14 protein-coding genes are annotated in these 14,296 nt (G+C 72.1%); 6 read left to right on the top strand and 8 right to left on the bottom strand.

Features of this window, described 5'->3' with window-relative positions:
• Positions 1-93: 93 nt before the first annotated feature.
• Positions 94-1,374, top strand: a complete 1,281-nt coding sequence (locus tag ACFXMG_RS04530) for a YncE family protein (RefSeq protein ID WP_383815085.1) — start codon at positions 94-96, stop codon at positions 1,372-1,374.
• 112 nt (positions 1,375-1,486) lie between these two features.
• On the opposite strand, the gene ACFXMG_RS04525 is transcribed toward ACFXMG_RS04530, so the two are convergent.
• Together ACFXMG_RS04525 and ACFXMG_RS04520 are read right to left on the bottom strand one after the other, a co-directional pair.
• On the bottom strand, positions 1,487-3,562 hold the full coding sequence (locus tag ACFXMG_RS04525) for a discoidin domain-containing protein (RefSeq protein ID WP_383815086.1): 2,076 nt from the start codon (positions 3,560-3,562) through the stop codon (positions 1,487-1,489).
• Positions 3,563-3,741: 179 nt separating this feature from the next.
• Positions 3,742-4,335 (bottom strand): TetR/AcrR family transcriptional regulator, encoded by a 594-nt coding sequence (locus ACFXMG_RS04520; RefSeq protein ID WP_383815088.1) that lies wholly within the window; start codon positions 4,333-4,335, stop codon positions 3,742-3,744.
• Between the two features lie 240 nt (positions 4,336-4,575).
• On the opposite strand from ACFXMG_RS04520, the gene ACFXMG_RS04515 reads away from it, so the two are divergent.
• Positions 4,576-5,349 carry a DUF4352 domain-containing protein gene (locus ACFXMG_RS04515; RefSeq protein WP_383815090.1) on the top strand — a complete coding sequence of 258 codons (774 nt, stop codon included), beginning with the start codon at positions 4,576-4,578 and terminating at the stop codon, positions 5,347-5,349.
• An 88-nt stretch (positions 5,350-5,437) separates the two neighbouring features.
• Entirely contained in the window at positions 5,438-7,345 is a 1,908-nt protein-coding gene (locus ACFXMG_RS04510; RefSeq protein ID WP_383815092.1) for a competence protein CoiA family protein, read from the top strand.
• Between the two features lie 21 nt (positions 7,346-7,366).
• Here the strand turns inward: ACFXMG_RS04510 and ACFXMG_RS04505 are convergent, their stop codons facing one another.
• Together ACFXMG_RS04505 and ACFXMG_RS04500 are read right to left on the bottom strand one after the other, a co-directional pair.
• The gene (locus ACFXMG_RS04505) at positions 7,367-7,555 is read right to left on the bottom strand and encodes a DUF397 domain-containing protein (RefSeq protein WP_383815094.1); all 189 of its coding nucleotides are present in this window, start codon (positions 7,553-7,555) and stop codon (positions 7,367-7,369) included.
• Positions 7,552-8,421 carry a helix-turn-helix domain-containing protein gene (locus ACFXMG_RS04500; RefSeq protein ID WP_383815096.1) on the bottom strand — a complete coding sequence of 290 codons (870 nt, stop codon included), beginning with the start codon at positions 8,419-8,421 and terminating at the stop codon, positions 7,552-7,554. The genes ACFXMG_RS04505 and ACFXMG_RS04500 overlap by 4 nt, the downstream gene beginning before the upstream one ends.
• Before the next feature lie 160 nt (positions 8,422-8,581).
• Between ACFXMG_RS04500 and ACFXMG_RS04495 the strand changes: the two genes are divergently transcribed.
• Positions 8,582-9,031 carry an ATP-binding protein gene (locus ACFXMG_RS04495; RefSeq protein WP_383815098.1) on the top strand — a complete coding sequence of 150 codons (450 nt, stop codon included), beginning with the start codon at positions 8,582-8,584 and terminating at the stop codon, positions 9,029-9,031.
• Positions 9,032-9,099: 68 nt separating this feature from the next.
• The gene (locus ACFXMG_RS04490; RefSeq protein WP_383815099.1) at positions 9,100-9,690 is read left to right on the top strand and encodes a hypothetical protein; all 591 of its coding nucleotides are present in this window, start codon (positions 9,100-9,102) and stop codon (positions 9,688-9,690) included.
• Here ACFXMG_RS04490 and ACFXMG_RS04485 read toward each other — a convergent pair.
• From ACFXMG_RS04485 to ACFXMG_RS04475, 3 genes are read right to left on the bottom strand one after another with little or no spacing between them, the layout of a single operon-like run.
• Complete coding sequence (locus tag ACFXMG_RS04485) at positions 9,662-10,264, bottom strand: exonuclease domain-containing protein (RefSeq protein ID WP_383815101.1); 603 nt, start codon at positions 10,262-10,264, stop codon at positions 9,662-9,664. The genes ACFXMG_RS04490 and ACFXMG_RS04485 overlap by 29 nt on opposite strands.
• Before the next feature lie 57 nt (positions 10,265-10,321).
• Complete coding sequence (locus ACFXMG_RS04480) at positions 10,322-10,999, bottom strand: GntR family transcriptional regulator (RefSeq protein ID WP_383815103.1); 678 nt, start codon at positions 10,997-10,999, stop codon at positions 10,322-10,324.
• Positions 11,000-11,047: 48 nt separating this feature from the next.
• Positions 11,048-12,322, bottom strand: coding sequence for a CaiB/BaiF CoA transferase family protein (locus tag ACFXMG_RS04475; protein ID WP_383815105.1), 1,275 nt, complete (start codon positions 12,320-12,322; stop codon positions 11,048-11,050).
• A 182-nt stretch (positions 12,323-12,504) separates the two neighbouring features.
• Between ACFXMG_RS04475 and ACFXMG_RS04470 the strand changes: the two genes are divergently transcribed.
• Positions 12,505-13,689 (top strand): acyl-CoA dehydrogenase family protein, encoded by a 1,185-nt coding sequence (locus ACFXMG_RS04470; RefSeq protein ID WP_383815106.1) that lies wholly within the window; start codon positions 12,505-12,507, stop codon positions 13,687-13,689.
• Positions 13,690-13,744: 55 nt separating this feature from the next.
• On the opposite strand, the gene ACFXMG_RS04465 is transcribed toward ACFXMG_RS04470, so the two are convergent.
• Positions 13,745-14,248, bottom strand: coding sequence for an FBP domain-containing protein (locus ACFXMG_RS04465; protein ID WP_383815108.1), 504 nt, complete (start codon positions 14,246-14,248; stop codon positions 13,745-13,747).
• Positions 14,249-14,296: the final 48 nt, after the last annotated feature.

Below are 14,296 nucleotides of genomic sequence, written 5' to 3'. Positions count from 1 at the left end.
GTGACGGGTCCATGGTTACCTGCGGGTTACCTCCGGTAAGTCGCTGTCCCCACACGGATAAGTCGCTGTCCCCACACGGAAGAAGGCACCCTCATGCCCTCGGCTCGTACGACCCGGACCCGCCGTCCCGCGGTCGCCCTCACCGCAGCCCTCACCCTCTCCCTGGCGGCCTCCCTCGCCCTCCTCACCCCGGCCGCCGCCGCACCGCCCTCCACCCCGACTGCCTCACCCCTGCGCGAGGTCATGTTCGTCGGCAACAACTGGGACGGCACCGCCGATGTCATCGCCGCCCGCGGCGACTTCCACCGCATCGGCCGCGTGAACGTCATCCCCGACAAGGAGGAGCGGCTCCGGGAGATCCACCTCAACCCCGTCAAGCTCGCCTTCTTCCTCGGCGTCCGCCACGGCCCCGGCGAGGGCCACGACCAGTTCGTCGACGACATGTACGCCACCCCCGACGGCACCGCGATGGTCGTCTCGCGGCCCAGCTTCGCCGACGTCGTCTCCCTCGGCCTGCGCACCGGACGGATCAACTGGCGCTTCCCCGTGGCCGGTTACCGCTCCGATCACATGGCCGTCTCGCCGGACGGCACCCGCGTCGCCGTCTCCGCCTCCACGGCCGACACCGTCCACGTCCTCGACATCGCCACCGGCCGTCAGCTCGGCTCCTTCACGACCGGATCCAAGCCCCACGAGAACGTCTTCACCTCCGACGGGCGTCTGTGGAACATGTCGATCGGCGAGGTCACCACCGCGCTCGACGCGCCCTGGCTCGACTGGACCAAGGGCGACCGGAAGATCACCGTCGTCGACGCGACCACCTTCGAGACCGTCCGCGTGATCGACATGCGCTCCCGCCTCGACGCCTTCGGCCGCGACGACCTCTCCGACGCCGTCCGCCCCCTCGTCTTCACGCCCGACGAGAAGAAGCTCTACTTCCAGGTCTCGTTCCTCAACGGCTTCCTGGAGTACGACATCGAGAGCGACCGCATCACCCGCCTCAAGGCCCTGCCGGGCAACCCCGCCACCGACCCCGACCGCACCACCTGGGTCAACGACTCGCGCCACCACGGACTTTCGATCAGCCCGGACGGCGCGAAGCTGTGCGTCGCCGGCACCATGGACGACTACGCGACCGTCGTCGACCGCGCGACCCTGAAGCAGGGCCCGCTCGTCCCCACGAGCAAGCCCTACTGGGCCACCGTGAGCGGCGACGGCCGCTCCTGCGTCGTCTCCGAGAGCGGCGCCGACCGCGTCAGCGCCATCGACTTCGCGAGCGGCGAGCGCGTCGCCTCGGTCCCCGTCGGCGACCACCCCCAGCGCGTCAGGCTCGCCCACGTACCCGCCGACTGGACGTCCCCGACAGGGAGCTGACGGTTCGTCGGAACGCCGGAGGGGCCGACCGGATCGTCATTGATCCGGCCGGCCCCTCCTCGTCGCCCCCGCCGGTGCAGGCGCGGGCGACCGATCACGTACGGGTGAGCGCTCAGGTGCGCGTGACCGTCACCTCGTACAGCGAGTACCCCCACTTCGTGGCCCGCCGGTCCCCGTGGATCCGTACGAACCGGGCGGGCGTCGAGTCGAACGCGGCCGTGTCGTAGCCGCCGTCCCCGGCGTCCGTCGACCAGACCGTCCGCCACGCCGAGCCGTCCTCGGAGACCTCGATCCGGTACTGGCGGGCGTAGGCCCGCTCCCAGTCCAGGGTCACCCGGCCGACCCGCCGGACCTCGCCCAGGTCCACCTGGAGCCACTGGTCGTCCGACCAGTCGCCGGCCCAGCGGGTGCCGGTGTCGCCGTCGAAGGCGCGCCCGGGGGCGTAGCTGGTGAAGGGGTGCCACTCGGTGGAGCTGGCCGAGGTGGGCCGGCCCGACGCGAGGTTCTCGCCCGGCTCGTGCCGCTCGGTCGCCCGCCACGTCCGCAGGTAGGACTCGGCGCCGAGCGCCAGGTCCCCGATGACCTCGGGTCCGCCCGGGGTGAGCCGGATCTGCTCGATCCAGTCCGGCACGAGACCGGCGTGCGCGGCGCCGTCCGTGTTGAGGTCCCAGGTCCGCTCGCCCGTCACCTGCCGGTCGAGGACGGTGCCGCCGTCGAAGCTGCGGTACGGGTACGTCACGGCGTTCGGCGCGTCCGCGCCGACCGGACCCGGCCAGCCGCCGACGCCGTTCATGTCGGTGCCGTACCCGAGGCCCACGCCGTACTTCTCGCGCAGCGCGGCCTTGCCGTTCGCCTCGCCGATGAACCCGCCCGCGTTGTGCATGTAAGGAGCGGTGAACCCGCCCAGCTTGTACAGCCGTTCCGTCCAGTCGAGGTCCATCCAGCTGTGCGTGGACAGCACGCCCGGGTACTCCTCGGCCTCCAGCATGTCCAGGGCCCGTCCGGCCGCCTTCACGCTCATGTGGTCGAGCTCCAGCATCATGCCCCGGTCGATCATGCCCCGGAGGGCGTACTCACCGAGCCGGGTCAGCCCCCGCGTGTTGCAGCGCGCGTCGGAGGCGTAGCCGGGCACGCTCACCCCGGCGGGCAGCTTCGCCGCCATGGCGGCGGGCGCGTTCAGCCCGATCGGGTTGTCCTTCTGCGCGCCGGTGCACTTCTCGGTCGCCCAGAAGGTGCCGGTGGACAGGAACTGGCCGATGTTCACGGCGACACCCGTCGTGCCGCTGTCGAAGCGGACGCCGCACAGCGCGTTGTCGAACTTGTGGCACAGGAACATGCTGCGCACGCCGAGCTGGTACAGCTCGTCCAGGCCGCGGTCGACGTCCGCCTTGTCGCACTGGGCCACGTCGAGGATCTGCTTGCAGCCGAACGGCTCCGAGGTCTCCACCCCGAGGACGACGGCCAGCTTGCCCTGCTGGATCACCGAACGCGCCTGGTCGGCGCTGGTGACGATGCGGAACCAGCCCTTGCCCGGGCCGCCGAACAGCGAGTCGACGTAGTCCTGCATCTCGTACGTCTTGCGGGCCTCCAGGCGGATGGCCTCCATCTCGTCACACCCGCGGTCCCGGGGCATGATCGAGCACAACAGACCGTTCGAGACGAGGTCGTTGACGAGGACGCGCTGCCCGCCGCGCCAGGCGCGCTCCAGCCAGGCATAGTAATTCTGCTGGTGCGTCAGCGAGTTGTGGGCCGGCCAGTCCGCGAAGGTCGGCCAGCCGTCCGGGTCGTGCTTCCCGTTCGCGCCGCCGGTCAGATTCTCGAAGAGGGCGCCCGAACCGTCCGGATAGTGCTCCGGACAGTCCTTCAGGGCGTCGGCAGCCCCGGCCGTGGAGAACGGCTTGCCGCAGATCAGCCGGCCGCCGAAGCCCTCGTTGGACATCACGTGGTTGTGCGCGTCGACGAAGCCGCGCACCCGCCCCTGGGCGTCGGTGCCGGTGAACGGCGCGCCCGTGGCGTTGACCTGCGAATCGGCCGCCGGCCGCGCGGTCGCCTCCCACCACGGGGAGTCGGCCGCGGGCACCGGCGCGGCGCCGAACAGCACGGCCGCGAGCGCGAGGAAGAGGGACACGAGGCCGAGGCGGCGTGTCCCCCGGAAGGGGGAAGTGCTTCGGGTGGTGCGTGGGGGCATGGTAGCGAAGCCTCCGGTCGGTGAGGGTGTACCGGGCGCCCCGAGGATCGCGTCGCCGGAGGACTGAGTCAAGAGTCCGGGTCAAATGACCTGTTGATGTTTTCGAGACCCCGGGGACGCCCCGCGTGACACCCCGCGTGACGCCGCGCGGGACCCGGACTCCCCGCCCCCGCCGGTCGTCAGCCCTCGATCAGCCGAACCAGCTGATCAGCCGTCAATTCGAGCTGCTCAGCGGCGGCTTCCTCATCCCGGAGGACCAGGTACTGGAGCGTCATCCCGTCCACCGCCGCCGCCAGATACCGCGCCAGCGTCCGCACCGGCACCTTCGGCTCCGACCCGCGCACCGCCCCCACCTGCTCCACCAGCGCCGTCGCCGACCGCACGTACTGCTCGTACTGCGCGCGGGCCAGATGCTCGAAACCGGGCTCGCGGAGCGCGTACTGGGTGAGGTCGTACGTGAGCAGGTGATGCCCCGGGTGGGCCGTCACGTCCTCCCAGTACGTCCGCAGCGCGGCCAGCACCGTCTCGCGCAGGGTGGCCCTCGGCTCGACCGCCTTCATCACCCGCGCCACGTAGTCGCCGATGATCGTCTCGATGGCCGCTTCGAGGAGCGCCTGCTTGGAGTCGAAGCAGTAGTGGAAGACGCTCAGCGAGACCCCGGCCTCGGCGGAGATGGACCGCGTGGTGGTCCTGGCCACCCCGTCCCTGGTCATCGCCCTGATAGCCGCCTCGACCAGCTGCCGGCGTCGCTCCGCCGACGGCATCCGCGCCATGCTTCCTCCTCGGGTCAAGGCGTCAGGGTAACCGTCCCCTCCTCCGCCCGACCGGGCGGGCACGTCACTCCCGGGCAGGCGCTTCCCGGGGAGCACAGGGCTTCACGCGATCAGTTCCGGCCTTGCCGCCGTCCGTTCCCTCCGCATTCCCTACGCTGACGATCGCGACGAGCCGCGAAACAGCCCCGCCCAGCCCCGCCCGCCCCCCGGACGGGGCCCGTACCCCAGGAGTGTCCTGCCATGATCCCGCCCAGACCCGCCGGCGAACCCACCCCGCCCACCCCGCCCACCGCTCCTCCGGTCGCCCCGCCCGCGCGACCCCGTCCGTCCCGCCGCGCCGCCGTCCTGGTGGCCGTCTGGACGGTGCTCGTCGCCGGGGTCTCCTCCGGCGTCACCGCAGCCCTTGTCGGAGGCGGCGACGGCAACGGCGGCGGCGACACCGAGGACGCCGCCGCGCCCGCGTCCAGCCCCTCGATCTGGCAGGACACCCGCACCTCCCCCGCCGACCCCCCGCAGGAGACGGAGCCTCAGCCGGGCCCCGACCCGTCGTCCACCGCCGGAAGCTTCGCCATGGGGGAGAAGGCGAAGAGCGGCGGCGTGACGGTCGTCGTGAAGAAGGTCGGCGTGGCGGCGACGGTGACGGTCTACGACTACGACAAGGACAAGACCGTCAAGGCGGGCGCGGGCGCGAAGTTCGCGATCGTCGAGACGACCGTCCACAACGACGGCACCGACTCCTTCGACCCCGTGTGCGGCGGCGGGATCTCGCAGGGCCTCCTCGACGCGGAGGGACGGAAGTTCGACGTCATCCTGGAGACGTTCCTGGTCAAGGCCAACCACGAGGCGGACGCCTGCGGCGAGGAACTCCAGCCCGGCTTCAAGCGCGACGCCGTCTTCGTCTACAAGTTCCCCGCCGACGCGACCCCCGCCGCGTGGACGTTCTCCGGCTCCCGGGGCTCGGACGAGGACGACCTGACCACCGTACGCCTCACCGCCCCCACCACGACCAGCTGACCCGCCACCGCACCAGCTGACCCGCCACCGCACGAGCTGACCCGCCACCCGCACGAGCTGACCAGCCACCCGCCCGGAGCCGCCCCGCATGACCCCGTTCACCGACGAGGAAGACACCCGCAAGGTCCAGACCGCCGTCCTCGGGCGGGCCGGATCCGACCGGCCCGTCTTCCTCCCCTTCGACTACGACGACTTCGACACCTTCATGAGCGGCCGCTCCCGCGAGGAGTTCTACTGCGGGACCCTCCTCGGAGGCTGCGGCAAGAAGCTGACCGCCCGGCGGTACACGCAGAAGAAGTGCCACTTCGCGCACCGCCCTCCCGTGCACTGCCGCCGCACCGCGAACGGCGAGTCCAGCGCCGACCACCTCTACATCGGCCGCGCCCTCCAGGACTGGCTGGCCCGCCACCAAGGCCACCCGGGAGCCACCGTCACCTACCCGGACCTGGGCGCGGGACCGGGCGGGGCCGTCGAGGTCCGGTTCGGCGAGGGGCGGCTCATCCGGGTCCAGATGGGACGCGTACCGCTGCGCACGTGGCAGGACGACCGCGACCGGCTCGCCCGACGGCATCCGTCCGGCGTCCACTGGGCGTACGGCCCCGACAGCGGCCTCGCCCACAACGAGGCCGAACTGAGCGGCCACGCCGTCCGCTTCTCCTGCCGTACGGAGCAGGGCACCCGGAAGGTGTACGTCGGGACGCAGCGCCCCGGCCACGCCGTCGTGTGGACGACCCTCCCCGAGTGCCGCCTGACGCACGACGGCATCGTGCCGCCCGCCCTCGATTCCACGGGGCCCGAGGCTCCCGGAATTCTTGCTCAGGTCGCCTTCCCGCTCCAGGCCGAACGCATCGCCTTCACCGGCGCGGTCGAGATACCGGAACCGCAGGCCGACGGCGGCCGACTCTACGAGGCCGACGTCCAGAGCGAGGGCTCCGCCATGACGCGCGCGCGGATCGCCCTGCCCCCGCAGATCCCCGCTCCGCTCCCGCACCTGCTCTACGCGCTCGCCGGCCCCGCCCAACTCATCACGCCGGCGGACTCCTCCTGGCTCATCCGCGCAGGGACCGCGACCCCGCTCCCGCACCGGACGGACCCCCGCTGGCCCGCCCTCCGCCCGGCCGCCCCGCCCGAGCCGGAGCGGCCGCCCGCGCAACCCACGAAGCCCGAGCAGCCTGCGAAGCCCGCCGAGCCCGCCGAGCCCGCCGAGCCCGCCGAGCCCGCGAAGACCGCGAAGACCGGGGCGCCCGCGGAGTTCGTGCCGCAGGATCAGGAGATCGTGCGCAGGCTCCGGGCGGACCTCACCCACATGGCCAGGTGCCGCAGCGTGATCAGGTGGGGCACGCTCATGAAGCGTCAGGGGATGGTCCCCTCCGTCGTGTCCGAGGCCGACCGCGTGCGCTTCCTCGCGGCGGTGGACTGGCCGTACGGGCCGGAGAAGCCGCTGCTGTCCGCGCTCGTGAAGCCCGATGGAGGCCACGGCCCCGCGCCCTGCTTCGGCGACGTGCTGGCCGAGCTGGGATGGGTACCGGACGAGAAGTCCCCCACGGTGGAGGCGGAGTGGCGCGCCGCCCGCGACCGGACCTACGCGGCGGCGAAGAACTGGGCCCCTCCCGCGTCCGCTCCCGCTCCGGTGGCGCGCTTCGGCCTGACGAGGCGGACGAAGGGCATGGTCGGCCCGGTCAGGCAGGCGCTGGTCGAGGCGGCCACCCGGCGGGTCTGCGTCGGCTGGAACACGCTCGCCACCGCCGCCGGAGTGGACCCGCTCCTGCTGGCCGACGCCGACCGGACGGCCGTCCTCGCCGCCGTGGACGCGGATCCGCAGGTGGAAGGGGTCCTGCTGTCGTCGCTCGTGATCGGCCCCGGCCACACGCCGGTCCCCTACTTCGACGCCATCCTCCGCGCCCTCGGCCGCCCGCACGGCCTCCGCCCCATCGAACTGGGCCGGGTGCGCAAGCAGGAGCAGGCCCGCGCCTTCGAGGCGTACGGCCGCTCCTGACTGCGCGGCGGGCGGACCCCGCTACTCGCCGGCGGCGAAGGCCACGAACCGTCCCCAGCCCTCGCGGCCGACCGCGAAGGCGGGGCGGCTCACGTCCTTGGAGTCCCGGACGTGGACGGCCGGTCCGGCGGCGGCGACCTCGACGCAGTCGTCGCCCTGGGTGCCGCTGTAGCTGGACTTGAACCAGGCGAGTTCCTTCGTGGTGGTCATAGTTCTCCTCGCAGTCGCTCCAGCAGGCCCCGAGATTCCTTGGGGTGGAGGGCCTGCGAGCGCAGTGTGTCATAGCGCTGGTGGAGCAGTCGCACCTCTTTCGCGTCGGTGATCAAGCGTCCGTTCTGTTGCCCCTCGGAGTATCCGAGCCGCCGTCCATCAGGAGTTTCCAGAAGCCGAACCGACCCGTCCAGGCACCCGTGGAACTCTGACTCCAGCGGCACCACTTGCAGCGTCACGTTGCGCGCCGTGGTCAGCTCCAGCACCAGGTCCAGCATGCTCCGCTGCACCTCCGGGCCGCCCAGTCCGCGCCGGAAGACGTGCTCCTCCACGATGAAGCTGAAGGGGATGGTCGGCCGTTCCCACAGCATCTGCTGCCGCTTCAACCGGGCCGCGAGCTGGGTCTCCAGCTTCCGGTCCGTCAGCAGCGGGATGCTGTTGTCGAACACAGCCCTCGCGTACGCCTCCGACTGCAACAGCCCCGGCACCAGCCGGCACTCGTACGTGCACAGGCTCACCGCGAGCTTCTCCAGGCGGGCCCAGCGCCGGAACCAGACGGCCAGTCCCGCCTCGGTCCGGGAGAGGTGCGGGGCGGACCTCCGCAGGGCTCCCGTGTTGCCCAGGGCCGTGTCGCCCCGGTCGACGAACGCCTCGTCCGGCATCCGGCGGCCCAACTCCACGGATTCCACCGTGTGTTTGGAGAAGCGGACCAGTTTCGCGAACTCCTCCCGGCTGAGCCCCATGTGCTCGCGCAGGGCCTGGACGACGGCGCCGAACGTCCGCAGACTGTCCGAAGGGTCGGGTTCCCGCTCCCCGTCCTCGCCCGTCACGTCGTCGTCGTCACCCTCGGCCTCGACGATGCTCATACGCCGCCACCTCCACGTACACCCGCGGCAGCTCCCGCGGTCGGCCTACTCAGCGTGACGGCTCAAGAGGCGTACTGTCCACCCTGGGTGCCCGTACGCTGACACCGCGTACGGGGTGCGTCCCTCGCGGAGCGCGGTGGGCGACCGTCACTGTGGCCTCATGAATGAGACGGCACCTCAACTGCTCACCACCGTACGTATGTTCAGTCAGCTGATCTCGTCGACCCGGCGCGGCGCGCGCCTGGCCCGGCTCCTCACGCTGACGGAGCTGTACTTCTGGCGCGCTCCGCAGGACATCACGGAGCGTGCCGAACAGGTCGTCGCCGAGCTGGCCGCGAACGCGGTGCTGCACGGCCGGGTCCCGGGCCGCGACTTCCGGCTCGGCCTGGTCCTGGAGACGGCGACGGGCGCGCTCCGTATCGAGGTCACCGACGCACGAGGCGACCGCCTGCCCACCGTGACACGCCCGGACGAGGCCGCCGGAGGAAGGGGCCTCCCCCTGGTGGCCGCCCTGGCCGACAGCTGGGGAGTCATCCCCGCCCCACCCGGCGGCAAAACGGTCTGGGCGGTCCTGGCCCCGCCCACCCCCTCGTCCCCACCCCACCCCTGACCGGAGTGCGCCCCACCCGCCCCGGGAGCAAGCTGGAGGCGGGGGAGCGGTCGGAAGGAGCCGTCGCCATGGGAGGAACCCCGCGCCGCCCTCACGGACCCGCACGCCTCGTGGCCCTCGGCACGGCGGTGGCGGCCGCCGCTGCCCTGCTCTCCGGCTGGGGCCCGGGCGCCCCGGCGGAGGACGTTCCCCAGCTCAAGCAGGGGAAGACGCTGACCGTGAAGACCGCGCCCATCGACATCGCCGACGTCCCGGCGAGCACGGCCGAGGTGACCCTCACCGCGCTCAAGCAGGCCGACCGGCTCCCGCAGGGCCGGTACCTCGACCCCGAGGTCGCCGAGCGCGGCTCCACGTTCGTCTGCCTGGAGTTCAGGGTCGAGAACGTGGGGGACGAGGAGTTCGACACCGCGTTCCTGTCGAGGGCGCGCTGGACAGGCGAGGACGGCGAGACGACGCAGGTCGATCCGGAGACCGGCGGGAACTGCGCCGCACTCGGCGTCGTCAAGGAGAACCTGCTGTCCGAACCGGACCCGCGGCCCGGCGAGTTCGTGCGCGGCACCACCGTGCTGGAGGTGCCCGACGACCAGCCCGGTGTCCTGGAGTTCTCCGACAGGTCGGAGAACCCGCTGTTCACGGTCGCGACCACTCCGAAGCGCTGACGCCGGGACCGGCCTCCGGCGTGGGCCAGGCATCCCTTCTCACCAGGTCGAGGACGAGGGCGGCGATGTTCCAGGCGTCGTCCTCGCCGCTGTGGTGGCGGCCTTCCAGGGGGAGGCCGGCGTGGACGAGGGCCTGGGCCATGCCAGGGCGGCGGCGGAGGCCGTGGGCCTCGGTGAAGACGGCCTTCGCGTTGGTGTGCCGCCGATTGAAGGGGTACGAGGTCCCCGTCGCCCCGCACTGCGCGGTGAACTGCTTGCGGTCGTAGTCGCCCCAACTCGCCCAGGGGCGCGTACCGGCGGCGTGGTCGCGCGCGAGAAGACGGCAGGCGGTCGCGAAGTCGACGCCGGTGTCCACCTCCGCCTGCGTCAGGCCGGTCAGTTCGGTACAGAAGGCGCTCACCCGGGAACGCGCGGGCCGAACCAGAATCCGATGCCGCCCGACCCGCTCCCCGACGGCCAGGTCCACGACGGTGAGCCCGATCTCGATGATCTCGTTGACCTGGCCGGGCGGGAGCGCGGTGTCCCAGCAGGTCGCCTCGACGTCGACGACGTTGATCAGGTGATGGGAGTCCATGCGCGGAGCCTAGAAGAGCCCTCCGGTCGCGGGCACCCGGATTTCTCCGGCGGCCCCTTAGTCCTCCCGCCGCTCCGGGGCGAGCACCTTGCGCAGGGCCGCCACCGCGTGGGCGCGGTGTTCGTCGAGGCGGCGGACGACCTCGGCCGTGGAGTGGCCGCGGAGGGAGGCGAGGACGGCGCGGTGTTCCTGCACGGCCTGGAGGCGGTGGTCGGGGTCGGTGTAGTAGAGGGAGCGGTAGGCGTCGGTGGAGTCCCAGAGCGTGGTGATCATGCGGACCAGCCGGGGCATGCCGCAGGCGTCGATCAGGGTGAAGTGGAAGCGGCGGTTGGCCTCGGCCATGACCGTCACGTCCCCGGCCTCGGAGGCGCGCTCGACCTCGCGCTGGATGCCCTCCAGGGTCGCGACGAGGCCCTCAGGGCGCAGTTCCATGGCGCGGAGGACCGCCTCCGTCTCCAGCAGGGCGCGGATCCGGTAGATCTCCTCCAGGTCGGCGAGGGACAGCTCGGCGACGAAGTAGCCCCGGTGGACGTGGTGCACGACCAGGCCCTCGGCCTCCAGGGCCTTGAGGGCCTCGCGGAGCGGGACCCGGCTCACTTCGAGGCGGGCGGCGAGCGCGTCCTGCCGGATGGGCGCGCCGGGGCGGAGCTCGCCGCTGGTGATGGCGCCCCGCAGCTCCTCCAGGACGAACTGCTGGGCCGTCCGGGGCCTTCGCCTCTCCATCGCGTCGCTCATCGCTCCGACCTTCCGCCGCCGCTGTCCGTGTACGTCAAGGTCATCTTCCTACGATTCCTGGACCTGCGGCCGAGTTGTCCACAGGTGGATTCCGGCCAGGACCTCGTCGGTGTGTTCGCCGAGCCGTGGGGGAGCGGAGCGGTACGAGGGCGGGGTGGCGCCGAAGCGGACCGGATGCGCGACCTGGCCGGGCCCCGCGGAGTCCTCCGGGACCCGCGCGCCGAGCCCGAGCCGGTCGGCGAGCGTGAACGCGCCGGCCAGGTCGTTGATCGGCCCGCAGGGCACCCCGGCGGCGGTGAGCTCCTCGAACCAGGCGTCGGCGGTGCGGGAGGCGAGGGCGGCGGAGAGCGCCGCCGTCAGCTCCTCGCGGTGGGCCACGCGCGCGGTGTTGGTGGCGAACCGTTCGTCCACGGCGAGTCCGGGTAGGCCCAGCCGCTCGCAGAGGGCCCCGAACTGCCGGTCGTTGCCGACCGCCAGGACCAGCGGCCGGTCCTGGGCCTCGAAGACCTCGTACGGGGTGATGCTCGGGTGCCGGTTGCCCATCGCGCGCGGCACGACGCCCGCGCCGAGGTGGGCGGCGGCCTGGTTGGTGAGGGCGGAGAGGAGGGAGCCCAGCAGCGAGACCTCCACGCGCTGCCCCTCGCCGGTCCGCTCCCGGTGGCGCAGCGCCGCGAGCACCCCGAAGCCGGCGTGGAGCCCGGTGATGACGTCCACGAGCGCGACCCCCGCCTTCGTCCCCTGCCCGCCCGGCTCGCCGGTGACGCTCATCAGCCCGCCCATCGCCTGCACCAGCAGGTCGTAGCCGGGAAGCGCGGCGCCCCCGTCGGTGCCGAAACCGGTCACCGAGCAGTAGACGAGCCCGGGGTTGGTGCGGCGCACCTCCTCGAACCCGAGGCCCAGCTTCTCCATCGTGCCCGGCCGGAAGTTCTCCACCAGCACGTCGGCCCGGTCGACGATCGCCCGCGCCGCGGCCCGGCCGTCCGGATCGGTGAGGTCGAGGGTCACGGACCGCTTGTTGCGGTTGACCCCGAGGAAGTAGGTCGCCTGTCCGTCCGCGAACGGCGGACCCCAGGCGCGCGTGTCGTCCCCGCCGCCCGGCCTCTCGATCTTGATGACATCGGCGCCGAGGTCGGCCAGGAGCATGGTCATGTACGGCCCGGCGAGCACCCGCCCGAAGTCGGCGACGACGACGCCGGAGAGGGCGCCGGGGCGGAGGTCGGCGTCGGTATCGGCGCCGGCGTCGGCCTCGGCGGGGTGGCGCGTGGGGCCTGTGGGGGCAGTGGGGGCCGTGTGGTCCGGGTGCTCCGTGTGTTGCGTGGGCATTCCGCGCTCCTCGGTGTGCGTCGGATCCTGGATCCTGGATCCAGCACATTGGAGATTGGATCCAATCGGACCGTAGGCGTCGGAGATCGGATTTTCAATACTGGATCCAAAATCCAATCTGCGGCTACGCTTCGGCACGCCACGCCGAGCACACCCTCGTCACAGCCGCCAGGAGGCCGCCCGTGAAGTCCTCGCCGTCCACCCCCACCCACCCCCTCGCCCTCCTCGCCGTTGACGGCCTGCTCAGCGACGAGGAGCGCGAGATCCGCGCCACCGTCCGCGCCGTCGCCGACCGCGAGCTGCGCCCGCACGTCGCCGGCTGGTTCGAGAAGGGCGAGATCCCGGCGCGCGAACTGGCCCGCACCCTCGGTGAGCTGGGCGTGCTCGGCATGCACCTGGACGGCTACGGCTGCGCCGGGACCAGCGCGGTGGCGTACGGCCTGGCCTGCATGGAGCTGGAGGCCGTCGACTCCGGGCTGCGCTCGCTCGTCTCCGTACAGGGTTCGCTCGCGATGTACGCGATCTGGAAGTACGGCTCCGAGGAGCAGAAGCAGCGGTGGCTGCCGAAGATGGCGGCCGGCGAGTACATCGGCTGCTTCGGCCTGACCGAGCCCGACGCCGGTTCCGACCCGGGCGCGATGCGGACGAACGCCAAGCGGGACGGCTCCGACTGGATCCTCAACGGCACGAAGATGTGGATCACCAACGGTTCCGTCGCCGACGTCGCCGTGGTCTGGGCCCGCACGGAGGAGGGCGTCCGAGGCTTCCTCGTCCCCGCCGGCACGCCCGGTTTCAGCGCCCCCGAGATCAAGATGAAGCTGTCGCTGCGGGCCAGCGTCACCGCGGAGCTCGTCCTGGAGGACGTCCGGCTCCCCGCCGACGCGATGCTGCCCGAGGCCCGGGGTCTCTCCGGCCCGCTCGGCTGTCTCAACGAGGCCCGCTTCGGCATCGTCTTCGGCGCCCTCGGTGCCGCCCGCGACTGCCTGGAGACCGCGATCTCCTACGCGAAGGACCGCACCGTCTTCGCGCGTCCCCTCGCCTCGTACCAGCTCACGCAGCAGAAGCTCGCGGACATGTCCGTCGAGCTCGGCAAGGGCATGCTGCTCGCCCTCCACCTCGGCCGGCTCAAGGACGCCGGAGAGCTGACTCCCGAGCAGATCAGCGTCGGCAAGCTCAACAACGTGCGCGAGGCCATCGCCATCGCCCGCGAGTGCCGCACCATCCTCGGCGCCAACGGCATCACCCTGGAGTACCCGGTGCTGCGGCACGCCAACAACCTGGAGTCCGTCCTCACCTACGAGGGCACCAGCGAGGTCCACTCCCTCGTCATCGGCAAGGCCCTCACCGGCGAGCAGGCGTTCCGCTGACCCTGTGAGAGCCCGTCGGGGCGGCCCGGGATCCCGGGCCGCCCCCATGGCGGGCTCAGCCCGCCGTCACGCGCGCGAGGAACCCGTCCAGGTTCCCCGTCATCCGCTCCACGCGCTCCGCGACGGACAGGGTCTCCTCGTGCCGCAGCCCCCGCAGCTTCGGGACGCGCTTCCCGCGCACGTAGAGAGAGCAGGCCAGGTCGGAGCAGATGTAGATGCCGACCGTGTTCCCCTCCCGGCCCCGGGCCCCGGCCAGCGGGGCGGCCAGCAGCGTGACGCCCGACGAGGCGTGCCCCGTCATGCAGATCTGGCACATGCTCGTCTTCACGGCGCTCGTCCGGCCCGTCGCCGGCACCCGCAGGGACACCCCGAGCGGGCCCTCCTCGCGGCGCACCACCAGATGGGCCCGGAGCGGCGCGCCGGGATCGACCCACCCCAGGAAGTCCAGGTCGTCCCAGGGCGTCTCGGCGAAGTCCAGCGGCAGCTTCAGCCGCGCGGCATCACCCTTCGTCGCGTTCACGAACGACGAACGGATCTCTTTCTCAGTCAACGGTTCCACTCGTTGGACCGTACAGGCATGTCCGCCGTCGGAGCATCCGGATATTCC

The organism is Streptomyces sp. NPDC059201 (assembly GCF_042754585.1).
In the GTDB taxonomy this organism is placed as follows: Bacteria; Actinomycetota; Actinomycetes; order Streptomycetales; family Streptomycetaceae; genus Streptomyces.
Note: the sequence above shows the minus strand (reverse complement) of the source record. Positions and strands in the feature narration are given on the sequence as shown.